The organism is Streptomyces sp. NBC_00984, from assembly GCF_045162475.1.
In the GTDB taxonomy this organism is placed as follows: domain Bacteria; phylum Actinomycetota; class Actinomycetes; order Streptomycetales; family Streptomycetaceae; genus Streptomyces.
This window is the reverse complement of record NZ_CP108734.1, coordinates 518,846-545,035: the sequence shown is the minus strand read 5'-3', so window position 1 is coordinate 545,035 and position 26,190 is coordinate 518,846. Positions and strand designations below refer to the sequence as shown.

Annotated in this window: 5 protein-coding genes; 3 read left to right on the top strand and 2 right to left on the bottom strand. The window is 70.9% G+C overall.

The annotated features are described in order from the left end of the window. The first annotated feature begins 50 nt into the window (after window positions 1–50). The 3 genes from OG520_RS02360 to OG520_RS02350 are packed head-to-tail and all read left to right on the top strand — an operon-like array spanning window position 51 to window position 3,678. The gene (locus tag OG520_RS02360) at window positions 51–1,340 is read left to right on the top strand and encodes a sensor histidine kinase (protein ID WP_399331110.1); all 1,290 of its coding nucleotides are present in this window, start codon (window positions 51–53) and stop codon (window positions 1,338–1,340) included. After that, window positions 1,328–1,975 carry a response regulator transcription factor gene (locus OG520_RS02355; protein ID WP_266430959.1) on the top strand — a complete coding sequence of 216 codons (648 nt, stop codon included), beginning with the start codon at window positions 1,328–1,330 and terminating at the stop codon, window positions 1,973–1,975. The genes OG520_RS02360 and OG520_RS02355 overlap by 13 nt, the downstream gene beginning before the upstream one ends. 38 nt (window positions 1,976–2,013) lie before the next feature. Then, window positions 2,014–3,678 (top strand): MFS transporter, encoded by a 1,665-nt coding sequence (locus tag OG520_RS02350; RefSeq protein ID WP_389983035.1) that lies wholly within the window; start codon window positions 2,014–2,016, stop codon window positions 3,676–3,678. Window positions 3,679–3,745: 67 nt separating this feature from the next. On the opposite strand, the gene OG520_RS02345 is transcribed toward OG520_RS02350, so the two are convergent. Further along, window positions 3,746–14,719 (bottom strand): SDR family NAD(P)-dependent oxidoreductase, encoded by a 10,974-nt coding sequence (locus OG520_RS02345; protein WP_406016403.1) that lies wholly within the window; start codon window positions 14,717–14,719, stop codon window positions 3,746–3,748. A 166-nt stretch (window positions 14,720–14,885) separates the two neighbouring features. After that, the gene (locus tag OG520_RS02340) at window positions 14,886–26,111 is read right to left on the bottom strand and encodes a type I polyketide synthase (protein WP_406011981.1); all 11,226 of its coding nucleotides are present in this window, start codon (window positions 26,109–26,111) and stop codon (window positions 14,886–14,888) included. Window positions 26,112–26,190 lie beyond the last annotated feature (79 nt).

Sequence of the window (26,190 nt, the reverse complement as noted above, 5' to 3'; positions counted from 1 at the left end):
ATCGCCCGGACAGGACCTGAACGCTTCCGGGGCACAGGAGGTTGGAGCAGTTGAACAAGATTTGGGCCGCACGATTACCGGCATCGTCCCGCGGCCTGGCGCAACGGCTGCACTGGTGCGCACGGGGCCTGACGGTCGCCGTGCTCTCCCAGATCGGCAGCCTCGTCCTGTTCACCGCCATGGCTGTCACTCTCGCCTCACTGGTCGTCGGAGTGGGCTTCCTCGTCCTTCCGGTCGTCATGATCGCGGTACGCGGTCTGGCCAACTTCCACCGGCGGACGGCCGAAGAATGGTCCGGCGTGCCCATCGAAACGCCCTACCGCCCCACCGACTCGAACGATCCCTACGACACCGCCGGGTCGGTCACGCACTGCCGTCAGTTGCTGTCCGACCCCGCCACCTGGCGGGACTTCCTGTGGACGCTGCTCGACACACCCGTCGGGCTGATCCTGGGACTGCTGCCCGCCTCGTTCGTCGCCTACGGCCTCAACGGCATGTTCGTCACCCCCCTCCTCTGGGAGAGCATGGGACCGCACTGGGGCTTCGGAGCGATCTGGTTCATCACCGACCAGACCGAGGCCAACCTCGCCATCCCGCAGGGCATGCTGTTCGTGGTCCTCGGCCTGCTGATCTCACCATCACTGGCACGGCTGCACATCCGCTTCAACCGACTGCTGCTGTCCCCCACCCGCAACGCCAGGCTCACCCTGCGGGTGGAGCGGCTGACCGAGACGCGCTCGGAGACTGTGGAGTCCCAGGCGGCCGAACTCCGCAGGATCGAGAGGGACCTGCACGACGGCGCGCAGGCCCGACTGGTGTCCCTCGGCATGAGCCTGGGACTCGCCGACACCCTGCTGGAGAGCAACCCCGCCATGGTGCGCAAACTCCTGGCCGACGCCGTGGAATCCAGCAGCCAGGCACTGACCGAACTGCGGGACCTGGTACGCGGCATCCACCCGCCCGTACTGGCCGAGCGCGGACTAGACGGCGCCGTGAGGGCGTTGGCGGTGAGCCTGGCCGTACCCGTCGAAGTGCAGATCGACCTCCCCTCCCGGCCCCAGTTGCCGGTCGAGTCGGCCGTGTACTTCGTGATCGCCGAGGCACTCACCAACATCACCAAGCACAGCGGCGCGGGCCGCGCGAGCGTGCGCCTCTGGTACGCCGGCGGGAAACTCCGGGCCCAGGTCGGCGACGACGGACGCGGCGGAGCGGACGCCGAGGGCGGCAGCGGCCTGCGCGGCCTGCAACGCCGACTCGCGGCCTTCGACGGAGAACTCGGCATCAGCAGCCCGACCGGCGGACCGACCCTAGTGACGATGGAGCTACCGTGCGCGTTGTGATCGCCGAGGACCTGGCCCTGCTGAGGGAGGGACTGGTACAACTGCTCACAGTCCACGACTTCGAAGTGGTCGAAGCGGTGGACAACGGCCCCGCCGTGCTGCGGGCCCTGCTCCAGCACCGGCCCGACGTGGCCATCGTCGACGTACGACTGCCACCGACCTTCACCGACGAAGGACTGCACGCCGCCGTGCAGGCCCGCACGCAGGTGCCGGGGCTGCCCATCCTGGTGCTCTCCCAGCACGTCGAGCAGATGTACGCGCGCGAGCTGCTGTCCGACCAGAACGGGGGCGTGGGCTATCTGCTCAAGGACCGCGTCTTCGACGTGCGCCGCTTCGTCGACATGGTCCGTCAGGTGGCCGCGGGCGGAACCGTCATGGATCCCAAAGTGGTCTCCGAGCTGCTGATCAAGCACGACACCGAGACCAGCCCGGTGCACGCCCTGACCGAGCGGGAACGCGAAGTGCTCGGACTGATGGCCGAAGGACGGTCCAACGCGGCGGTCGCCGCCAAGATGTTCGTCTCCGAGAAAGCGGTCAGCAAACACACCAACAGCATCTTCACGAAGCTGGGCCTCACCGCGTCGGGAGACGACAACCGGCGTGTATTGGCAGTACTCGCCTACCTCAACGCGTAGGCGCAGAACCGGGCAGCGAAGCAGGAGCGGAACACGCCATGAGCAACGCAGACACAGCGGCGATACAGCCGACCAGGAGGGCCGGGCGGAAGCAGTGGACAGGACTCGCCGTCCTCATCCTCCCCGTCCTGCTGGTCTCCCTCGACATGCAAGTGCTGTCCTATGCACTGCCGTTCATCAGCGCCGAGCTGGGCCCGAGCAGCGCGGAACTCCTCTGGATCGTCAACATCTACCCGTTCGTCCTCGCCGGGCTGCTCCTGACGATGGGCTCGTTCGGCGACCGGATCGGCCGCAGACGGCTCCTGATGATCGGCGCGGTCGTCTTCGGACTGGCCTCGGTGGTGGCCTGCCTCGCGAGTGGACCGGCCATGCTCATCGCGACCCGCGCCCTGATGGGGCTCGGCGGCGCCACCCTGATGCCGTCCACCCTGTCCCTCATCCGCAACATGTTCAGCGACGACGGGCAGCGTCGCATCGCCATCGCCGTGTGGACCGGCGCGTTCGCCGCCGGCGCCATCCTCGGCCCGCTCCTGGGCGGCGTACTCCTCGAACACTTCTGGTGGGGATCGGTCTTCCTGGTCAACCTGCCCGTCATGGCGCTGCTGCTCATCCTCGCGCCGCCCCTGCTCCCGGAGTCCAAAGCAGAGAAGCCCGGCAGATTCGATCTGTTCAGCGCCGCGCTGTCACTGGCCGCGGTACTGCCCGCCGTCTACGGTATCCAGAAGATGGCCGAGGACGGAGTGAGCGCGGTACCCGTCGTCGTCTTCCTCGTGGGTCTCGGCATCGGCTGGTACTTCCTGAGGCGCCAGCGCGTCCTGGCCGAACCCCTGCTGGATGTAAGGCTGTTCCGCGACCGGGCGTTCAGCGCGTCCGTCGCGACCAGCGTGCTCGCGATCTTCTCCCTCGTCGGGTCCGGCCTCTTCACCTCCCAGTACCTGCAAATGGTGCTCGGGTTCGGGCCGTTGCAGGCGGGGCTCTGGGCGCTGCCCGCCGCGGGCGCCGCCCTGGTCAGCTCCGCGACGGCCCCGCTGCTGGTGCGGTTCGTACGACCCGGAGTGGTCGTGACCGGCGGCCTGGTGGTCGCCGCCGCCGGGTACGGCGTGCTCTCCCAGCTCCACGCGAGCTCCGGTGTCGGAGTGCTCGCCCTCGGCACGGTGATCATGGCGGCCGGCATCACGCTGGTCATGACGACCACGTCCGACCTGGTCATCGCCACGGCGCCGGCCGACCGCGCCGGATCGGTCTCCGGACTGTCCCAGACCGCCACTGAGTTCGGTGGCGCCTTCGGCGTCGCCATCCTGGGCAGCATCGGGACCGCCGTGTACCGGCACGACGTGGCCCGGGAGGCTCCGGCCGGTCTGCCGCGCGACGCGGTCGGTTCCGCGAAGGACACCCTGGGCGGCGCGGTGGAGACTGCGCAGCACCTGCCGTCCCGTACCGGTGAGGAGCTGCTCGACGTCGCACGGGAGGCCTTCGCGCACGGGCTGCGCGTCGCCTCCTGGACCGCGGTCGGCCTGCTCCTCGCGATGGCTGTGACCTCACTGATCCTGCTGCGACACACGCGGGCGGGGGCTCCCGAGACGGGGGCGGAGGTCCCCGGGGCGGCGGGGGCTCCCGAGACGGGGGAGGTTCCCGAAGCGAGGGTGGGCGAGGACGGTGCGCGTGAAGGTGGCGCGTCTTCGAGGGTGCCCGGCCGCGGCTGAACAACAGTGAGGGCCGGCCCCCAGCCGACGACCGGGGGCCGGCCCTCACCATGTGTTTGACGCGTGGTCAGTCGGTTTCCAGCTCACTGTCGAGCATGTCGAACAGCTCATCGGCGGAGACCGACTCCAACGCCGCCCGGTCGTCGGCCGGCGTCTGCCGGCTTTCCGGCTCGGAGACCTTGCCCCACTGCGCCGTCAGCGCCCGCAGCCGCGCCGCGACCCTGGCGTGCTCGGCCTCGTCCGGTGCGGCGCCGCTCATGGCGGCTTCCAGGCCGGCGAGTTCCGCCTCCAGCGACGAACCCTGGGCGGCACCGTCGTCGACCAGTTCGGCCCGCAAATGCCGGGCCGCGGCCAGCGGAGTCGGGTGGTCGTAGATCAGCGTGGACGGCAGCCGGAGCCCACTGGCACTGCCGAGCCGGTTGCGCAGCTCCAGAGCCGTCAGCGAGTCGAAGCCCAGCTCCACGAACCCTCGCAGCGGATCAACTGCCTGGCCCCGTGCGTGACCGAGCACCTCGGCCGTGTGACTGCGCACCAGGTGCAGCAGCGTCCGCTCCTGCTCCTCGGCCGACAGCGACGCCAACTGGCTCACCAGTAGGGCGCCTTGTGACTCGGCCGCCGCTCCGCCGCCGTTGTCCACGGCCCGGCGGGACGGGGCCCGTACCAGTGCGCGCAGCATCGCCGGTACGCCGTCGGTGCCGCTGCCGGTACGGGCGCGGGCGATATCCAGAGCCATCGGCAGCACTACCGGCCGCCCGGACGTGCCCCGAGCGAGCGCGGCGTCGAACTGGGCCAGGCCCTCGTCCGCCCCGAGCGCCCGCATGCCGGAGCGCGCCATCCGGCGCAGATCGGCGTCGGCGAGCTGGTCGCCCATCCCCGTCTCCGCGTTCCACAGACCCCAGGCCAGCGAGAGCCCGGTGAGCCCCTGCGCCCGCCGATGCTGGACCAGCGCGTCCAGGAAGGCGTTCGCGGCGGCGTAGTTGACCTGCCCGGCCGCGCCGAGCGTGCCCGCCGCGGAGGAGAAGAGCACGAACGCCGCCAGCTCCGCGTCCGCCGTCAGCCGGTGAAGATTGAGCGCCGCGTCCACCTTGGGGCGCAGTACCGTCTCGAACTGCTCGGGTGTCACCGAGGCCAGCGTCGCGTCGTCCAGTACACCGGCGGCATGCACGACGCCGGTCAGCGGACGTGTGGCCGGAATGCGCGCGAGGACCGCGGAGAGTTCGTCCTCGTCCGCCGCGTCACAGGCCACGATGTCGACGCTCGCGCCGAGGTCGGCCAGTTGGGCGGCGAGCTTGTCGGCCCCTTCGGCCGCCGGACCGCGGCGGCTGAGCAGCAACAGGTGGCGTACGCCGTGTGCCGTCACGAGATGACGGGCGAGGGCACTGCCCAGGCCGCCCGTTCCTCCGGTGACCAATACGGTTCCGTCGGCGTCGAGTTGGCTGCTCGCGCGGTCGGTACGGTCCGCACCGGTGGCAACCCGTACGAGCCGGGGGACGAGCGCGGCAGCGCCACGCAGGGCGACCTCCGGCTCCCCGATCGACACGGCTGCCGACAGCGCCTTCCGTGACTCCGGCGTACCGTCCACATCCACCAGCGCCACCCGGCCCGGGTGCTCCTCGCGCACCGCGCGCACCAGGCCCCAGACCGCCGAGCCTGCCAGGTCGAGCACGTCCTCGGCCTCCTCGCCGGGACGGGACGCGGCGACGGCGCGCCGGGTGACGACGACGATCCGGGACGAGGCGAACCGTTCGTCCGTAAGCCACCGCTGGAGCAGAATCAGCGCCCGGCCGGTGGCGGTGCGTACCGCTGCGGGCGACGCGGCGCCGGCATCGGGCTCGTCGTCGCAGTGGACCAGTACGTCGGCCGGTATTTCGGCCGGCAGGAGTGCCTCGGCACCCGCCAGCCACTCGGCCGCTCCGGGGTACGCGCCGGCCGGACGGATCGTGAGGACGTCCGCGCTCCCGACGGCCGGTGCGGGCAGCGGAGCCGGCAGCCAGTCCACGCCGTACAGCGGCTGATGGCCACCGTGCGGGCCGCTGCTGGAGATGAGCAGCTGTTCCGTGCTGAGGGCACGCAGCACAAGGGACCGTACGGAGGCGACCGGCTCGCCCTGCGGGTCGGCTGCGACGACGGACAGCGCGTTGGCGGCGGTACGGCTGATCCGCACCCGCAGCCGCGTCGCGCCGGACGCGTGGAGAGTCACGCCCTGCCAGGCGAAGGGGAGCAGCATGCCCGACTGCTCGGGTTCGTCGTCGTGGACGTCGGCGCTGCCCAGGTCGGCGGCATGGAGTGCGGCGTCGAGGAGGGCGGGGTGCAGCCCGAACGCGCCCACATCGCCGTGGGCCTCTTCGGGGAGGGCGACTTCGGCGTAGACGGCGTTGTCATGGTGCCAGGCGGCCTTGAGGCCCCGGAAGGCGGGGCCGTAGTGGTAGCCCTGGGTGGCGAGGTCTTCGTAGGTGTGGTGCAGGGGGATGGGCAGGGCGCCGACCGGCGGCCACGTGGTGAGGGCGGAGTCGGCGTCGGGCGTGGGGGACTGGGCGGTAAGAGTGCCTTCCGCGTGCTGGGTCCAGGCCGCGTCCGCGGACTGGGGGCGTGAGTGGATGGTGAGGGTGCGGCGGTCGGATGCGTCAGGGGGCCCGACCGTGATCTGGAGCTGGAGAGCCTGCTCCGGGGGGAGAACGAACGGCGCCTGGAGGGTGAGCTCTTCGAGGTGGGGGGTGCCGGTGTGGTCACCGGCGTGGATGGCGAGTTCGACGAGCGCGGTGCCGGGCAGGAGCACGGCGCCCATGATGCTGTGGTCGGCGAGCCAGGGGTGGGTGCGGGTACTGATGCGGCCGGTGAGGATGGATTCGTCGGTGCCGGCGCGGTGGAGTACGGCGCCGAGCAGGGGGTGACGGGCGGAGTCCTGGCCGAGGGTGGTGACGTCGCCGGTGTCGGGGGTGGACTCCAGCCAGTAGCGCCGGTGTTGGAAGGGGTAGGTGGGGAGGTCGACCGGGCGGGCGGGGCGGCCGGTGTGCAGGGCGGGCCAGTTGATGGTGTGCCCGCTGGTCCAGAGGCGGGCCAGGGCGGTGAGGGTCTCGGCCTTCTCGGGGCGGTTGCGGCGCAGGAGCGGGACGAACACGGCTGTGGTGTCGTCGGGGAGGGCGTCGGGGGCCATGGCGGTGAGGACCGCGTCGGGGCCGATTTCGAGGTAGGTGGTGATGCCTTCGGTGGCCAGGGCGCGTATGGCGTCGTTGAAGCGGACGGCTTCGCGGACGTGGGTCACCCAGTAGTCGGGGGAGGTGAGCTCACCCGGCGTGGCGGTGCGTCCGGTGACGTTCGAGACGACTGGGGTACGGGGCTCGCTGTAGGCGAGGCCCGACACCACCGTGCGGAACTTGTCCAGCATCGGGTCCATCAGCGGGGAGTGGAAGGCGTGCGAGACCTTCAGGTACGAGGTCTTGCCGCCCTGGGCGCGTACTGCCTCCACGACCTTGTCGACGGAGGCCGCCGTGCCGGAGACCACCACTGCGCGAGGGCCGTTCACCGCCGCGATCGCCGCGTTGCCGACGCCGTTGAGGTGGGTGCGGACATCGTCTTCGGTGGCCTGGAGGGCGGCCATGGTGCCGCCGTCGGGCAGGGCCTGCATGAGGCGGCCGCGCGCGGCGACCAGGGTGCAGGCGTCGGCGAGGGAGAACACGCCGGCGGCGTGCGCCGCGCTGATCTCGCCGATGGAGTGCCCGGCCAGCAGATCGGGGCGTACACCCAGCGACTCCACCAGGCGGAACAGGGCCGTCTCGATGGCGAACAGGGCGGGCTGGGCGTACTCCGTCCGGTCCAGCAGCACCGCCAGGTCCGAACCCTCCTGAGCGAAGAGCACGTCCTTCAGGGGGTGGTCCAGCAGGGGGTCCAGGTGTCCGCACACCTCGTCCAGGGCTGCCGCGAACACCGGAAAGGCTGCGGCGAGTTCGCGTCCCATACCGGGGCGTTGGGCACCTTGTCCGGTGAACAGGAAGGCGGTCCTGCCGCTGGTGCGGGCGACTGCGCGGACGAGTTCGGTGGCGGGGGTGTCCTGGCTCAGGGCGCGCAGTCCGGTGCTGAGTTCTGCCGGGTCGGTGCCGGTGATGACGGCGCGGTGTTCCAGGTGTGCGCGGGTGGCGGCCAGGGCGTAGCCGATGTCGGCCGGGGCGGGGGCGTCGGCGCGTTCCAGGAGGTTGAGCAGGCCGGCTGCCTGGGCGCGCAGCGCGTCCGGGCTGGCGCCGGACACCGGCCAGAGCACCGGCCCGGTGGTGTCACCGCGCTTCGGCCCGGCCGTCTCGGCCGAGGCCGGTGCCGGTGCCGGTGCCGGTGCCGGTGCCGGTGCCTGTTCCAGGATCACGTGCGCGTTCGTACCACTGATCCCGAACGACGAGACGCCCGCCCTTCGCGGCCCCTCGCTCTCCCAGGCCATCGCCTCGGTGAGTAGTTCCACCTGTCCGGACGTCCAGTCCACCTTCGATGACGGCTCGTCCACGTGCAGGGTCTTGGGCAGTATGCCGTGGCGCATCGCCATGACCATCTTGATGATTCCGGCCACGCCCGCGGCGGCTTGGGTGTGTCCCAGGTTCGACTTGATGGAGCCGAGCCGCAGGGGGCTTTCGGCGGGGCGGTTCTGGCCGTAGGTGGCGAGGAGTGCTTGTGCCTCGATGGGATCGCCGAGGACGGTGCCGGTGCCGTGTGCTTCGACGGCGTGGATGTCGGTGGGGTTGAGGCGGGCGTTGTGGAGGGCTTGGTGGATGACGCGTTGTTGTGAGGGGCCGTTGGGTGCGGTGAGGCCGTTGCTTGCGCCGTCCTGGTTGACGGCGCTGCCTCGTACGACTGCCAGTACGTGGTGTCCGTTGCGCTGGGCGTCGGAGAGCCGCTCCACCAGCAGCATGCCGACACCCTCGGAGAGGCTCGTGCCGTCCGCCGCTCCGGCGAACGCCTTCGTCCTGCCGTCCGGTGCCAGATTTCGCGCCCTGCTGAAGTCGATGAACGTTTCCGGCGTGAACATCACCGAGACCCCGCCGGCGAGGGCCAGCGAGCATTCGCCGTTGCGCAGCGCCTGCACCGCGAGGTGCAGTGCGACCAGCGACGACGAGCACGCCGTGTCGACGCTCATCGCGGGGCCTTCGAGGCCGAGGGTGTAGGAGATGCGGCCGGAGGCGACGCTGCCGAGGCTGCCGTTGCCGAGGTAGGTGTCGACGCCTTCGGGGAGTGGGGAGTTGCCGAGGCGGGAGGCGTAGTCGTGGTACATGATGCCGGCGAAGACGCCGGTGCGGCTGCCGCGCAGGGCGTGGGGGTCGAGTCCGGCGCGTTCGAGTGCTTCCCAGGATGCTTCCAGGAGCAGGCGTTGCTGGGGGTCGGTGGCCAGTGCTTCGCGGGGGGAGATGCCGAAGAACTCGGCGTCGAAGTCCGCCGCGTCGTAGAGGAAACCGCCTTCGCGCGAGTGACTGGTGTTCGCCCGCAGCCCGCTGGTGTCGCAGATCTCCTCGATGTTCCAGCCTCGGTCTTCGGGGAAGGGTGAGACGCCGTCGCGTCCCTCGGCGAGCAACACCCAAAGGTCTTCGGGAGAGTTGACGTCGCCGGGGAAGCGGCAGCTCATGCCGACGATGGCGATGGGCTCGTCGGGGGCCGCGCCCGGGGTGACGACCGGGCCGGTGTTCTGGGGCTCGTCGGTGCCGATCAGTTCGGTGCGGAGGTACTCCGCCAGGGCGACCGGTGTGGGGTGGTCGAAGACAAGAGTGACCGGCAGCCGGATTCCGGCCGCCGTGCCGAGACGGTTGCGCAGTGCCACAGCGGCGAGCGAGTCGAATCCCAGGTCCTTGAACGCGCGGTCCGGGTCGACGGCGTCGCCGCTCTCATGACCGAGAATGCCGGCGACCTGAGTACGTACCAGATCCAGCAGCAGGCGATCGCGTTCGGGCACGGACATCCGCAGGAGCTGGTGGGCCAGCGTGTCGCCGCCGTCCGCAGCCGCGGACGCTACGGAGCGCCGGGTCACGGGGCGTACCAGAGAGCTCAGCAGCGGTGGCAGGTCGCCGGGGCGTTCGCGCAGCGCCTTGAGGTCCAGCCGGATCGGCAGCAGGACAGGCGTCCCGCTGGACACGGCGGTGTCGAAGAGAGCGAGGCCTTCGTCTCCGGACAGGCCGCGCACGCCGGACTTTGCCATCTGCTCGACGTCTGCCGTCGTCAGATGGGTGGTCATGTTGGTGTTCTGGGTCCAGAGTCCCCAGGCGAGGGAGTGTGCGGGTTGGTTTTGGGTGTGGCGGTGGGTGGCGAGGGCGTCGAGGAAGGCGTTGGCGGCGGCGTAGTTGGCTTGTCCTGCGCCGTCGAGGGTGGCGGCTGCGCTGGAGTAGAGGATGAAGTGGGTGAGGTTGAGGTGTTGGGTGGTGTGGTGGAGGTGCCAGGCGGCGTCTGCTTTGGGGGTGAGGGTGGTGTTGAGGTGGTGGGGGGTTTGGTTGGTGAGGGTGGCGTCGTTGAGGGTTCCTGCGGTGTGGATGATGCCTTTGAGGTGGGGGGTGTTGTTGATGAGTTGGGTGAGTTGGGTGGGGTTGCTGACGTCGCAGGTGGTGAGGGTGATGTGGGCGCCGAGTTGGGTGAGGTGTTGGGTGAGTTGGGTGGCGTTTGGTGCGTGGGGTCCTTGTCGGCTGGCGAGGGTGAGGTTTTTGATGTGGTGGTGGGTGATGAGGTGTGCGGCGATGAGGGTGGCGAGTCCGCCGGTGCCGCCGGTGATGAGGAGGGTGTCTTCGGGGCCCCAGTCCTCGAAACCGGTGAGGGCGGGGGTGGTTGAGGTGTCGGGGTGGGGTGTGGTGGCTCGTACGAGGCGGGGTACGTAGGTTTCGCCGTTGCGCAGGGCCAGTTCCGGCTCACCACCCGACACCACCGCGGCGGCGAGCTGCCGCGCGGACTCCGGCGTGCCGTCCGAATCGACCAGGACGAAGCAGTCCGGCGTCTCGGCCTGTGCGGCGCGCACCAGACCCCACACCGACGCGCCGACGACGTCCACCGGCAGCCCCTCGGGGCCTGCGGCGCCCTGGGTGACCACGGCCAGCCGGGAAGAGACCGGCCGGTCCTCGGCCGACCACTGCTGCAGTGCGGCCAGCACGGTGCCGAGCACTTCGCGCAGTCGCTGCGGCACCTGCTCCGCGTCCGTGATGTCGACCGGCGGGCAGGGGAGAACCAGCACCTCCGGTGCCGGCCCGTCGGTGCGCGTTGCGTCGCCGGCCGGCAGCAGTGCGGCGGACACGGCAGAGTCTGCGGTTTCGTCCTCGGACAGGAGAGCCCAGGGCACCGCGCGTGCCGATACCGCTTCGCCCGCCTTCGCCGCCGCCTGCCACTCCACCTGGAACAGGGAGTCGCGGTGCGGTGCCGGGGTGGCCGACAGTCCGCCGAGCGCGACCGGACGCAGCATCAGCGCGTCGACGGATGCGACCGGCGCTCCCGTCGCGTCCGCCAGACGCAGACTCACCGCGTCGTCGCCGGCCGGGGAGACCCGTACCCGCAGTGCGGCCGCGCCCACGGCTCGCAGGCTCACGCCGCTCCAGCTGAAGGGCAGCCGGATCTGTCCGTCGGAGGTGTCGGAAGAAGTGTCGAACGGGCCGAGGCCCGCGGCGTGCAGGGCCGCGTCCAGCAGCGCCGGGTGCAGTCCGAACCTGGCGGCCTCGGCGCGGGCGTCCTCGGGCAGGGCGATTTCCGCGAACACCTCGTCGCCGTGCTGCCAGGCGGCGCGCAACCCCTGGAAGGCAGGACCGTAGCCGTAGCCCTGGTCAGCGAGCCGCTCGTACAGGTCCGTCACGTCCAGCGCGGTGGCGCCTTCGGGCGGCCAGACGGCCGACGTGTCGGCAGCCGCGCTCGCATCCGGCGCAGTCTCGGACACGAGGAAGCCGCTGGCGTGCCCCGTCCATGCCGTCTCGGCGCCGTCGGTGTTCTCCGCTCCGGGGGCGGTCAGCGGGCGCGAGTGCACGGCGACCGGTCGCCGTCCGGTCGCGTCCGGTACGCCCACGAACACCTGGAGCTGGACGCCGCCCTTTTCGGACAGCAAAAGCGGTGCGGTCAGGGTGAGTTCGTCGACCCGGCCGCAGCCGACCTGGTCACCGGCGCGTACGGCGAGCTCCACCAGCGCGGTGCCGGGCAGCAGTACCGTGCCGCCGGCCGCGTGGTCGGCCAGCCACGGGTGGGAGTCGAGGCCGATCCGGCCGGTCAGGAGCGCACCGTCCGCGTCGGCCAGCCCCACCACCGCGCCCAGCAGCGGATGGTCGGCGGCGTCGAGCCCGGCCGAGGTCACATCCGCACCGCCCGCGTCCGGTCGCGGCCAGTACGGCCGGCGCTGAAACGGGTAGGTGGGCAGGTCGACCCACGCCGGGGCGTACGGCGTGAACAACGACTCCCAGTCCACGGCCACGCCCTGCACCCAGGCCTCGCCGAGCGAGAGCAGGAAGCGGTCCATGCCGCCCTCATGCCTGCGCAGCGAACCGATGGCAGCGGTGGGCCGCCCGGCCGCCTCGCCGGTCTCCTGGATGCCCATGGACAGCACCGGGTGCGGGCTGGCCTCGACGAAGACGCCGTGGCCGTCGGCGAGCAGGGCCCGGGTGGTCTCCTCGAAGCGCACCGTCTGCCGCAGATTGCGGTACCAGTACGAGGCGTCGAGCTCGCCGGTGTCGATCAGCGACGCGGTCACCGTCGAGTAGAACGGGATGCGCGAGGGGCGGGGCGTGATGTCCGCCAGTACTTCCAGCAACTCCTGCTCGATGGACTCCACATGGGCGGAGTGCGAGGCGTAGTCGACCGGGATCCTGCGCGCCCAGATGTCCTCGGCCCGGAGCTCGGCGAGGAGCTCGTCCAGTGCGTCGGAGTCACCGGAGACGGCGACCGAACCGGCGCCGTTGATCGCGGCGACGGACAGCCGGCCGTCCCAGCGGCGCAGCCGCTCGGCGACCTGCTCGGCGGGGGAGGACACCGACATCATGCCGCCGGGGCCGGTCAGCCGGCGGGCGATGGCCTGGCTGCGCAGCGTCACCACGCGGGCGGCGTCTTCGAGGGAGAGGGCGCCCGCGACGCAGGCCGCGGCGATCTCGCCCTGCGAATGGCCCACCACCGCGGCGGGCTTCACACCGTTGGCGAGCCACAGTTCGGCCAGCGAGACCATCACGGAGAACAGCACCGGCTGGACCACGTCGACGCGTTCGAGGATGGGCGCGTCAGGTTCGCCCCGCAGTACGGCGAGCAGGTCCCAGTCGACGTAGGGGCTGAAGGTGTCCGCGCAGGCACGTATCCGCTCGGCGAACACCGGTGCCCGGTCCAGCAGTTCCAGGGCCATGCCGGCCCACTGCGAACCCTGCCCGGGGAAGACGAACGCGACCTTGGCCCGGCCGGCGGCTATGCCGCTCGCCAGGTTGTCCGGGGTGTCGCCGTCGGCGGTGCACCGCAGCCCCGCCAGCAGGCTGTGCCGGCCGTCGGCGACCAGCACGGCCCGGTGCTCCAGCGCGGCACGGGTGGTCGCCAGGGAGTACCCGAGGTCCGCGGGGCGCAGTCCGAGGTCGGCCGCGACCCGCTCGGCGAGCCGGTCGGCCTGGGCGCGCAGCGCCGCTGCGCTCTTCGCGGTGATGAGGTAGGGCAGCGCGGCCGAGGTGTCCGGCGCGGCCACCGCGGGCGCTTCGGCTTCGGGCGCCTGCTCAATGATGACGTGCGCGTTGGTGCCGCTGAGGCCGAAGGAGGAAACCCCCGCGCGGCGGGGGCGGTCGCGCTGCCACGGCACCGGCTCGGTGAGCAGCTTCACCGCGCCGTCCTCCCAGTCCACCTTGGTGGACGGAGCATCCACATGCAGGGTCCTGGGCAGTATGCCGTGCCGCAGCGCCATCACCGACTTGATCACCCCGGCCACGCCTGCGGCGGCCTGGGTGTGCCCGATGTTCGACTTGACCGAGCCCAGCCACAGCGGGTTGTCGGCCGGACGCCCCTTGCCGTACGTCGCCATCAGGGCCTGTGCCTCGATGGGATCGCCGAGCACGGTGCCGGTGCCGTGCGCCTCCACGACGTCGACGTCCCCGGTGGACAGACCGGCGTCGGCCAGGGCCTGGCGGATCACCCGCTGCTGCGAGGGGCCGTTCGGGGCGGTGAGGCCGTTGCTGGCACCGTCCTGGTTCAGCGCGGAGCCGCGTACCACCGCGAGGATGCGGCGGCCGTTGCGGCGCGCGTCGGACAGCTTCTCCAGTACGAGCATGCCGGCGCCCTCGCCCCAGCCCGTACCGGCGGCGGCGTCGGCGAAGGACCGGCAGCGGCCGTCGAGGGCCAGCCCGCGCTGCCGGCTGAACTCCACGAACGTACGGGCCGTGGACATCACGGTGACGCCGCCGGCCAGGGCCAGCGAGCAGGTGCCCTGGCGCAGCGCCTGCACGGCCAGGTGGAGCGCCACCAGCGAGGACGAGCACGCCGTGTCGATCGATACGGCGGGCCCCTCCAGACCGAGGGTGTAGGAGATCCGTCCTGACACGATGCTGCCGTCGGTGCCGGTGACCATGAATCCTTCGGCACCCTCGGGCACCGTGCCCACCCGCACCGGGTAGTCGGTGGCCATGACGCCTGCGTACACCCCGGTCCGGCTGCCCGTCAGGCTGTGTGGATCGACTCCGGCCCGCTCGAACGCCTCCCAGGCGACTTCTAGCAGCAGTCGTTGCTGGGGGTCTGTGGCGGTCGCCTCGTGCGGGCTCATCCCGAAGAACGCCGGGTCGAACTCCGGCGCCCGGTGCAGGAATCCGCCCTGCCCGGTGTAGCTGGTGTGCGGCCGTACGCCGTCCGGGTCGTACACCCCGTCGAGGTCCCAGCCCCGGTTGTCCGGGAACCCGGTGATCGCGTCGGTGCCCGAGTCGACGAGCGACCACAGGTCCTCCGGAGACTCCACCCCTCCCGGGAAGCGGCAGCTCATGCCCACGATCGCCACCGGCTCCGCAGCGGCGGCCGTGGCCTCGTCATAGCGCCGGCGCAGCCGCTCGTTCTCCAGCAGCGATTTGCGCAGCGCCTCTGCGATCTTCTGGACAGGTGTATCCACGGTCGTCACTCGCACTCCTCGGTCGCTCGTGTCACTTGAGTCGCTTCGCCCGGACGGTGCTGCGTCCCCTCGTCCGGACAGTGCCCCGTCCCCGTCGACCCCGGTGGAACCGGAGACGACGGGGACGGCAGGGACGGCGGAACTGGCGGGGCCGGAGCCCGCACGGTCACTCAGGCTGTTCGGAGTCGCTGCGCTCGAACGCCTCGCGTACGAGGTCCTCGATGTCCATCGCCAGGATCGCGTCGCTCTGGTCGCCTTCGGCCTCGGCACTCCGGTGCGCCGCTTCCGCACTCTGTGCCGGGAGCCCGGACGGGGCCAGCGCCAGCAGTGCGTCCAGCAGGCCGGCTTCCCTGATACGGGCCAGCGGCACCGAGCCGAGCACCCGGCGCAGCGTGTCCTCGTCCTCGTTGTCCTCGCTCCCGTCCGCCGCCGGCACCTGCTGCTGCGCCCGGATCTCCTCGATCTCCGGCAGCAGCTCCTCCAGCAGGTAGCTCGCCAGGGTCTGGGGCGTCGGGTAGTCGAAGACCAGCGTGGCGGACAGGCGCTGACCGGTGGTCTTCTTGAGCCTGTTGCGCAGCTCCACCGCGGTGAGCGAGTCGAATCCGGACTCCTGGAACGACCGCGCCGGGTCGAGCGACGAGGCGTCGGCGTACCCGAGCACCGCGGCCACCTCGACGCAGATCATGTCCTCCAGCAGGAGGCGGCGCTCGTCGTCGGCGAGCGGTGCCAGCCGCTGCTCCAGCGAGGAGGGATCAACGGTGGTGGTGTGGGTGGTGGTGTGTGCGGTGGGGCGGGTGGGTGTGGTGGGGTGGAGGGTGTGGAGGAGGTGTTGGGTGGGGTGGTGGGGGTTGAGTTTGATGGGGAGGAGGGTGGGGTGGTTGGTGGTGGTGAGGGCGGTGTCGAAGTGGGTGAGGTTTTGGGTGGTGGTGAGGGGGAGGAGGGGGCCGTTGTTCATGCGGTTGAGGTTGGTCTGGGTGAGGTGTGTGGCCATGCCGTGGTTGGTGTTCCAGAGTCCCCAGGCGAGGGAGTGTGCGGGTTGGTTTTGGGTGTGGCGGTGGGTGGCGAGGGCGTCGAGGAAGGCGTTGGCGGCGGCGTAGTTGGCTTGTCCTGCGCCGTCGAGGGTGGCGGCTGCGCTGGAGTAGAGGATGAAGTGGGTGAGGTTGAGGTGTTGGGTGGTGTGGTGGAGGTGCCAGGCGGCGTCTGCTTTGGGGGTGAGGGTGGTGTTGAGGTGGTGGGGGGTTTGGTTGGTGAGGGTGGCGTCGTTGAGGGTTCCTGCGGTGTGGATGATGCCTTTGAGGTGGGGGGTGTTGTTGATGAGTTGGGTGAGTTGGGTGGGGTTGCTGACGTCGCAGGTGGTGAGGGTGATGTGGGCGCCGAGTTGGGTGAGGTGTTGGGTGAGTTGGGTGGCGTTTGGTGCGTGGGGTCCTTGTCGGCTGGCGAGGGTGAGGTTTTTGATGTGGTGGTGGGTGATGAGGTGTGCGGCGATGAGGGTGGCGAGTCCGCCGGTGCCGCCGGTGATGAGGAGGGTGTCTTCGGGGCCCCAGTCCTCGAAACCGGTGAGGGCGGGTGAGCCGGCGGCCGTCACATCGGGTGCGACGCGTCCCAGCCGGGCCGCGTACACACCGTCCGACTGGACCGAAACCTGCGGCTCACCACTGGCGACCGCGGCCGGGAAGTGACGGGCCGAGGCCTCGTAGCCGTCCCAGCGGGCCAGTACGAAGCAGCCCGGATTCTCCTCCTGGGCCGACCTGACCAGCCCCCCCACCGCCGCATTGATCATGCTTCCCGGGCCATCCGTGTCCTGAGTCACGACGACCAGCCGCGAGGACGACAGCCGCTCCTCCGCCAGCCACTGCTGCAGAGTGCCCAGCACATCGCCGAGGACCTCACGAAGCCGCTCCGGCATCGTCGTCCTGCCGTCCGGGTCCGTGGCGTCGAACTCGACGACCGGGCACGGCAGCAGCACCACCGGTGGCACCGCATCGCCGAGCGAAGCCAGGTCCGGGTACGAAGTCAGGCCTGCCCAGGCCCACTTGTCAGCATCCGGACCGAGCACCGCCCAACTGGTGCCGGCACCCTCGCTCGCGCCCTCCGTCGGGATCGGGGTCCACTCCACGTGGTACAGCGGCAGCGAACCGCCGCGCGCCGTCGCGATCTGCTCGGCAGACACCGGCCGGGCGACCATTGAGCGGACGGTTGCCACCGGTGCTCCGGCCGCGTCGGCCAGGTCCAGCGACGTCGTGTCCGCACTGCCGTCGACCGCCGCGACCCGGATCCGCAGCGCGGTCGCCCCCGAGGCGTGCAGCGACACGTCGCTCCACGCGAACGGCAGGGCCGCGCCGCGTCCGAGCTGCCGGCTGTCGCCGCCCACCAGCTCGGTGGCGTGGAGTGCGGCGTCGAGGAGGGCCGGGTGGAGACCGAACGCACCGGCGTCGCCGTGCGCCTCTTCGGGCAGGGCAACTTCGGCGAAGACGTCACCGTCGCGGCGCCAGGCGGCGCGCAGGCCCCGGAACACCGGGCCGTACTCCAGGCCGTCGGCGGCCAGCGTCGAGTAGAGCTCACTCACATCGACGGGGGCGGCGCCCTCGGGCGGCCATACGCTCAGATCGGCCCCGGAGCGGGACGCGCTCGCGCCGACGGCGAGCAGACCGCTGGCGTGCCGGGTCCAGGCGTCGGCAGAGGCCGCGTCCTGGACTCGCGAGTACACGTTGACCGGCCGCCGTGCGGACTCGTCGGGCTCACCCACGGACACCCGGAGGTCGCAGGCGCCCTGCGGCGGAAGGACGAGCGGCACTTCGAGGGTGAGCTCTTCCAGCAGGCCGCAACCCACCTGGTCGCCCGCCCGCAGGGCGAGTTCGACGCAGGCGGTGCCGGGCAGGAGGGTGGTGCCCATGACGGCGTGGTCGGCGAGCCACGGGTGGGTCTGGAGACCGATGCGTCCCGTCAGGACCACCGCACTCGACTCCGGCAGCGTGATGGCGGCGCCGAGCAGCGGGTGCTGCGCGGGAGCGAGGCCGGAGGCGGACACGTCGGCCTGCTCGGCCGCCGCGTTGATCCAGTAGTGCCGACGCTGGAAGGGGTAGGTGGGGAGGTCGACGTGCCGGGCGGTTCCTGTGGTGTGCAGGGCCGGCCAGTGGACGGTGTGGCCGACGGTCCAGAGGCGGGCCAGCGCTGTGAGGGTCTCGGCCTCCTCGGGGCGGTTGCGACGCAGGAGCGGGATGAATGCGGCCGTGGTGTCGTCGGGCAGGGCGTCGGGGGCCATGGTGGTCAGGACCGTGTCCGGGCCGACCTCCAGGAACGTCGTGACGCCTTCGCCGGCCAGAGTCTGCACGCCGTCGGCGAAGCGGACCGCCTCGCGGACATGGGACACCCAGTAGTCGGGTGAGGTGAGTTCCCCTGCCATGGCGGTGCGTCCGGTGACGGTCGAGACGACCGGGGTACGGGGCTCGCTGTAGCTGAGGCTCGACACCACCGTGCGGAACTTGTCCAGCATCGGGTCCATCAGCGGGGAGTGGAAGGCGTGCGAGACCTTCAGACGCGACGTCTTGCCGCCCTGCGCCCGTACTGCCTCCACCACCTTCTCCACGGAGGCCGCAGCGCCGGAGACCACGATCGCGCGGGGTCCGTTGACGGCGGCGATGGCCGCGTCCTCGACTCCGTCGAGAATGGTGAGGATCTCGTCCTCGGTGGCCTGGAGGGCGGCCATGGTGCCGCCGTCGGGCAGGGCCTGCATGAGGCGGCCGCGCGCGGCGACCAGGGTGCAGGCGTCGGCGAGGGAGAACACGCCGGCGGCGTGCACCGCGCTGATCTCGCCGATGGAGTGCCCGGCCAGCAGATCGGGGCGTACCCCCAGCGACTCCACCAGCCGGAACAGCGCCGTCTCGATGGCGAACAGGGCCGGCTGGGCGTACTCCGTACGGTCCAGCAGTGCAGCCTCCGCCGAGCCCTCCGCCGCGAACAGCACGTCCTTCAGCGGCCGTTCCAGCAGCGGGTCGAGGTGTGCGCACACCTCGTCGAGTGCGGCCGCGAACACCGGGAAGACCTCGGCGAGTTCACGGCCCATCCCGGTGCGCTGCGCGCCCTGTCCGGTGAACAGGAACGCCATCCGCCCCTCAACCTGCGTGCCCAGTACGGTCCCTGCCGCTTCCTCGCCGGCCGCGAGTGTCCGCAGTCCGGCGAGCAGCTCATCGCGCCCTGCACCGGTGATGACCGCGCGGCGTTCCAGCTGCGCGCGGGTCGTGGCCAGTGCGAGCCCGACATCCACTGGCTCGGGGGCGTCCGTCCCCTCCAGCAGGTCCAGCAGGCCGGCTGCCTGCGCCCGCAGTGCGCCATCGGTCCGGGCACTGAACACCAGCGGCAGCACCGGCACCTCAGCATCCCGAGGTTCCGCCGCCGTCTCCTCCTGCGGTGCCTCTTCGATGATCACGTGGGTGTTGGTGCCGCTGATCCCGAACGACGAGACGCCCGCCCTTCGCGGCCCCTCGCTCTCCCAGGCCATCGCCTCGGTGAGTAGTTCCACCTGTCCGGACGTCCAGTCCACCTTCGATGACGGCTCGTCCACGTGCAGGGTCTTGGGCAGTATGCCGTGGCGCATCGCCATGACCATCTTGATGATTCCGGCCACGCCCGCGGCGGCTTGGGTGTGTCCCAGGTTCGACTTGATGGAGCCGAGCCGCAGGGGGCTTTCGGCGGGGCGGTTCTGGCCGTAGGTGGCGAGGAGTGCTTGTGCCTCGATGGGGTCGCCGAGGACGGTGCCGGTGCCGTGTGCTTCGACGGCGTGGATGTCGGTGGGGTTGAGGCGGGCGTTGTGGAGGGCTTGGTGGATGACGCGTTGTTGTGAGGGACCGTTGGGTGCGGTGAGGCCGTTGCTTGCGCCGTCCTGGTTGACGGCGCTGCCTCGAACGACTGCCAGTACGTGGTGTCCGTTGCGCTGGGCGTCGGAGAGCCGCTCCACCAGCAGCATGCCGACACCCTCGCCCCAGCCGGTGCCGTCGGCCGAGTCGGAGAAAGAACGGATGCGGCCGTCGTGCGCCAGACCGCGCTGCCTGCTGAAGTCGATGAAGGTGTCAGGCGTGGACATCACGGTCGCGCCGCCGGCCAGGGCCAGCGAGCATTCGCCGTTGCGCAGCGCCTGGATTGCCCAGTGCAGTGCCACCAGCGACGACGAGCACGCGGTGTCCACCGTCACCGCGGGGCCTTCGAGGCCGAGGGTGTAGGAGATGCGGCCGGAGGCGACGCTGCCGAGGCTGCCGTTGCCGAGGTAGGTGTCGACGCCTTCGGGGAGTGGGGAGTTGCCGAGGCGGGAGGCGTAGTCGTGGTACATGATGCCGGCGAAGACGCCGGTGCGGCTGCCGCGCAGGGCGTGGGGGTCGAGTCCGGCGCGTTCGAGTGCTTCCCAGGATGCTTCCAGGAGCAGGCGTTGCTGGGGGTCGGTGGCCAGTGCTTCGCGGGGGGAGATGCCGAAGAACTCGGCGTCGAAGTCCGCCGCGTCGTGCAGGAAACCGCCCTCACGCGAGTAGGTCTTGCCGGACTTGCCGGGCTCCGGGTCATAGATGTCGTCGACGTTCCAGCCGCGGTCTTCGGGGAAGGGTGAGATGCCGTCGCGTCCTTCAGCGAGCAACTGCCAGAGATCTTCAGGGGAGTTGACGCCACCGGGGAAGCGGCAGCTCATGCCGACGATGGCGATGGGCTCGTCGGGGGCCGCACCGGACGGGACGACCGGGGGCGCGGTCGAGGCCGGGGCCGCGCCGAGGAGCTTGTCGCCCAGGTACTCGGCGAGTGCCTGCGGTGTCGGGTAGTCGAAGACGAGAGTCGCGGGCAGCCGCAAGGCGGTCGCCTTGTTCAGCCTGTTGCGCAGTTCCACGGCGGAGAGCGAGTCGAAACCGATCTCGGTGAACGCGCGCCGGGCGTCGACGGCGCTCGCGCTGTCGTGGTGCAGCACTCCGGCGACGTGCGTGCGTACGAGGTCCAGCAGGGCGCGCTCGCGCTCCGTCGCGTCCAGGCGGTGCAGCCGGGTGGCGAGTTCGGAGCCGGTGGTGGTGTGGGTGGTGGTGTGTGCGGTGGGGCGGGTGGGTGTGGTGGGGTGGAGGGTGTGGAGGAGGTGTTGGGTGGGGTGGTGGGGGTTGAGTTTGATGGGGAGGAGGGTGGGGTGGTTGGTGGTGGTGAGGGCGGTGTCGAAGTGGGTGAGGTTTTGGGTGGTGGTGAGGGGGAGGAGGGGGCCGTTGTTCATGCGGTTGAGGTTGGTCTGGGTGAGGTGTGTGGCCATGCCGTGGTTGGTGTTCCAGAGTCCCCAGGCGAGGGAGTGTGCGGGTTGGTTTTGGGTGTGGCGGTGGGTGGCGAGGGCGTCGAGGAAGGCGTTGGCGGCGGCGTAGTTGGCTTGTCCTGCGCCGTCGAGGGTGGCGGCTGCGCTGGAGTAGAGGATGAAGTGGGTGAGGTTGAGGTGTTGGGTGGTGTGGTGGAGGTGCCAGGCGGCGTCTGCTTTGGGGGTGAGGGTGGTGTTGAGGTGGTGGGGGGTTTGGTTGGTGAGGGTGGCGTCGTTGAGGGTTCCTGCGGTGTGGATGATGCCTTTGAGGTGGGGGGTGTTGTTGATGAGTTGGGTGAGTTGGGTGGGGTTGCTGACGTCGCAGGTGGTGAGGGTGATGTGGGCGCCGAGTTGGGTGAGGTGTTGGGTGAGTTGGGTGGCGTTTGGTGCGTGGGGTCCTTGTCGGCTGGCGAGGGTGAGGTTTTTGATGTGGTGGTGGGTGATGAGGTGTGCGGCGATGAGGGTGGCGAGTCCGCCGGTGCCGCCGGTGATGAGGAGGGTGTCTTCGGGGCCCCAGTCCTCGAAACCGGTGAGGGCGGGGGTGGTTGAGGTGTCGGGGTGGGGTGTGGTGGCTCGTACGAGGCGGGGTACGTAGGTTTCGCCGTTGCGCAGGGCCAGTTCCGGCTCACCACCCGACAGAATTGCGGCGAGCCGGGGGAGCGGAGGCTGTGTGCCGTCCCAGTCCAACAGGGCGAAACGGTCCGGGTGTTCGGCCTGCGCGGAACGCACCAAACCCCACACGGCCGCACCCGCGAGGTCCACCGGCTCATCGAGCCCGTCACGGGGGCCGACCGCGCCCCGGGTCACCACCACCAACTGGGAGGACGAAAACCGCTCGTCGGCCAGCCACTTCTGAAGGGCTGTCAGCACACCGCCGGTGGCTTCGCGCAGCCGCTCCGGCATGTCGGCGGCGCCCGGCCCTTCCGGGCAGGTCAGTACGACGACATCGGGCACCGCGTCGGCCTCCGCGGCGAGGGCCGCCAGGTCGGTGTGCGTCGTGGCGCCGGTCCACTCCCACTGTGTCGCCCGCTCGCCGAGCGCCGCCCAGCTCGTAACACCGGGGTCCGCCTGGTCCGCGGCGACAGGCAGCGTGTTCCATTCCACGACGTAGAGCGGCGTGTCGGCGCCGTCGCGGGCCGTCGCGATCTGGTCGGCCGACACGGGACGCATTGCCAACTGCTCGACCACGGCGACGGGTTGACCCGTCGGGTCGGCGAGGTGGAGACGTACGCCGTCGTTGCCCGCCGGGGTGATGCGTACGCGCAGGGAGGTCGCGCCCGTCGCGTAGACGCAGACGCCGCTCCACGCGAAAGGCAGAGCCGTCTGCCGAGCGCCCTCAGGATCGTCGCTCTGGCCGAGGTCCGTGGCGTGGAGTGCGGCGTCGAGTAGGGCCGGGTGGAGACCGAACGCACCGGCGTCGCCGTGCGCCTCTTCGGGGAGAGCTACTTCGGCGAAGATTTCGCTGCCCTGCTGCCAAGCGGCCTTGAGCCCCTGGAAGTAGGGGCCGTAGTGGTAGCCCTGGGCGGCGAGCTGTTCGTACGTGTCGTGGAGGGGGATGGGCCTGGCGCCCGGCGGCGGCCAGCTGGCCAGATCGAATTCGGCGCCGGGTACGGGGAGTTCAGAATTGAGGCTGCCCGTGGCGTGGAGGGTCCAGGGTGTCGCGTCCGCGGCGCCGTGGGGGCGGGAGTGGATGGTGAGGGTGTGGTCGGGGGCGTTGGTCTGGATGCGCAGATCGGTGTGCTGGTCGGGGTGGAGTGCGAGGGGCGCGTGGAGGGTGAGTTCTTCGAGGTGGGGAGTGTGGGTGTGGTGGCCGGCGTGGAGGGCGAGCTCGACGAAGGCGGTGCCGGGCAGGAGGGTGGTGCCCATGATGGCGTGGTCGGCCAGCCAGGCGTGACTCTGCGTGCTGATGCGTCCGGTGAGGACGGTGGTGTTGGTGCCAGGGGCGGTGATGAGGGCGCCGAGCAGCGGGTGGTCCGCGGGGGCCTGGCCCAGGGTGGTGACGTCGCCGGTGTCAGGTACGGCGTCCAGCCAGTAACGCCGGCGTTGGAAGGGGTAAGTGGGGAGGTTGACGGGGCGGGTCGGGTTGCCGGTGTGGAGGGCGGTCCAGTGGACGGGGTGGCCGCCGGTCCACAGCCGGGCCAGGGCAGTGAGGGTTTCTGGCTGTTCGGGGCGGTTGCGGCGCAGCAGCGGGACGAACACCGCAGTGGAGTCGTCGGGCAGCGCGCCGGGGGCCATGGCGGTGAGGACGGCGTCCGGGCCGACCTCAAGGAACGTCGTCACGCCCTCGTCGGCCAGGGCCCGTATCCCGTCCGCGAACCGGACCGCTTCGCGAACATGCGACACCCAGTACTCGGGGGACGTGAGCTCTCCCGACTTGGCGGTACGTCCGGTCACGTTGGAGACGACCGGGATACGGGGCTCGGTGTAGTCCAGCACCTGGGCGATCTGCCGGAACTCGTCGAGCATCGGGTCCATCAGGGGTGAGTGGAAGGCGTGCGAGACCTTCAGCCGGGACGTCTTGCCGCCCTGCGCCCGTACCGCCTCCACCACCCTCTCCACGGAGGCCGCAGCCCCGGAAACCACCACCGCGCGCGGCCCGTTGACCGCCGCGACCGTGGCGTCCCCGACCCCGTCGAGCAGCGCGCGGACCTCCTCCTCGGTGGCCTGCACGGCCGCCATCACCCCGCCCTCGGGCAGCGCCTGCATCAGCCGGCCGCGCGCCGCGACCAGCGCACACGCGTCCGCCAACGAGAACACTCCGGCCGCGTGCGCCGCACCGATCTCACCGATCGAATGCCCGGCCAGCACATCGGGCCGCACACCCCACGACTCCACCAGCCGGAACAGCGCCGTCTCCACCGCGAACAGCGCCGGCTGCGCGTACTCCGTACGATCCAGCAGCGCAGCCTCCGCCGACCCCACCTCAGCGAACAGCACATCCTTCAAAGGCCGTTCCAGCTGAAGGTCGAGATGACCGCACGCCTCGTCCAGCGCGGTCGCGAACACCGGGAAAACGGCGGCCAGTTCACGACCCATACCGACCCGCTGCGCACCCTGCCCCGTGAACAGGAACGCCAGCCGGCCGGCAACCACTTGTCCCTGCACGACCTCTGACGTGCTCTCACCAACTTCGGCCAGTGCTCGCAGCCCTGCGATCAGCTCGTCGCGCCCGGCGCCCGTCACCACCGCGCGGTGGTCCAGTTCCGCCCGCGTCGTCGCCAGCGCGACACCCACGTCCACCGGATCCGGAGCATCCACACGCCCCATCAGGCCCAACAGCCCCGCCGCCTGCGCGCTGAGCGCGTCGCTCGTACGGGCGCTGAGAACCAGCGGCAGCGCTGCCGGGTCCGTGGAGTCCTGCCGCTCCGGGGTCTTTGCCGCCTGCTCCTGCGGTGCCTCTTCGATGATCACGTGCGCGTTCGTACCGCTGATGCCGAACGCGGAGATGCCCGCCCGGCGCGGCCGTCCGTCCGGGGCGTCCCACGGCATGGCCTCGGTGAGCAGTTCCACCTCACCTGCCGACCAGTCGACGTGATGGCTCGGAGCATCCACGTGCAGCGTCTTGGGTAGCATGCCGTACTGCATGGCCAGCACCATTTTGATCACGCTGGCCGCACCACCGGCGGCCTGCGTGTGCCCGAGATTGGACTTGGCCGACCCGAGTCGCAACGGCCGGTCGGCGGGCCGTTCCTGACCGTACGTCGCCAAGATCGCCTGGGCCTCGATCGGGTCGCCGAGCTTCGTTCCCGTGCCGTGCGCGTCGACCGCGTCCACATCGGCCGGGCTCAGTCCCGCGTTGGCCAGGGCCTGCAGGATCAGCCGCTGCTGCGACGGGCCGTTCGGCGCGGTGAGGCCGTTGCTGGCGCCGTCCTGGTTGACCGCGCTGCCGCGCAGTACCGCCATCACCCGGTGACCGTTGCGCCGTGCGTCCGACAGGCGCTCCACCACGAACACGCCGGCGCCCTCGGCGAATCCGGTGCCGTCCGCGGCTTCGGCGAAGGCCTTGCAGCGGCCGTCGGCCGCGAGACCGCGCTGCCGGCTGAACGCGGTGAACATGCCGGGGCTGCCCATGACGGCGACGCCGCCGACCAGGGCGAGTGAGCACTCGCCGTTGCGCAGCGACTGGGCCGCCAGGTGCATGGAGACCAGCGAGCCTGAGCACGCCGTGTCCACCGTCACGGCCGGGCCTTCCAGACCCAGGGTGTACGAGACGCGGCCGGACGCGACGCTGGGCGCGTTGCCGGTCATCAGGTAGCCGTCGAGGCCCAGCGGGGCCTGGTGCACCCGGGTGCCGTACTCATGCACCTCGGCGCCGAAGAAGACACCGGTCCGGCTGCCCCGGAGCGAGGCCGGGTTGATCCCGGCGCGCTCCAGCGCTTCCCAGGAGGTTTCCAGGATCAGGCGTTGCTGCGGGTCCATCGCCAGCGCCTCGCGGGGGCTGATTTTGAAGAAGTCTGCGTCGAAATCGGCCGCGTTCGCCAGGAAGCCGCCCTTGTCGACGTACGACTTGCCAGGCTGGTCCGGGTCCGGGTCGAACATGCCGGGAACGTCCCAGCCGCGGTCAGTGGGGAAGTCCGAGAGCACCTCACGGCCCTCGGCCATCAACGCCCAGAAGTCCTCGGGGGAGTTGACACCGCCGGGGTAGTGGCAGCCGATGCCGATGATCGCGATGGGGTCGTCGTCGTCCTCCGATGTCTGCCGGACGGCCGCGGCGACGGGCTCGGGGGTCAGGCCGAGGGCCTTGGTGCGTACGAAGCGGCTCAGTTCGACCGGGGTGGGGTGGTCGTAGACCGCTGTGATGGGCAGTTCCAGGCCGGTGGCCGCGGACAGCCGGGTGTGCAGGTCCACTGCCGCCAGCGAGTCGAAACCCAGCTCCAGGAACGGGCGTGCGGTGTCCACCGCGTCCTTCGTTTCCGGACGGGCCCGGCGCAGCGCGGCGACGGTCTGCTCGTGCACGATCTCCAGTACGGCGCGTTCCTGCTCGGCCGCGGTCAGCCCCGTGAGCCGCCGCACCAGAGCGGACTGTGGCGCCTCCGGCTTGCTCCTCGGCTTGCCACCGGACTCGGAAAGAACGTTCTCAGACTCGGTCATTCGGTGCACTCCAAAAAGAATTCCGCGGGCGAGGAACAAGGCGGGGAGGGACGGACGGGGAGGGACGGGGCACGTGGGC

Excerpts from the sequence above, each read along its gene's own strand:
- OG520_RS02350 (WP_389983035.1), top strand. The coding sequence starts at position 2,014 with ATGAGCAACGCAGACACAGCGGCGATACAGCCGACCAGGAGGGCCGGG.
- OG520_RS02340 (WP_406011981.1), bottom strand. The coding sequence starts at position 26,111 with ATGACCGAGTCTGAGAACGTTCTTTCCGAGTCCGGTGGCAAGCCGAGG.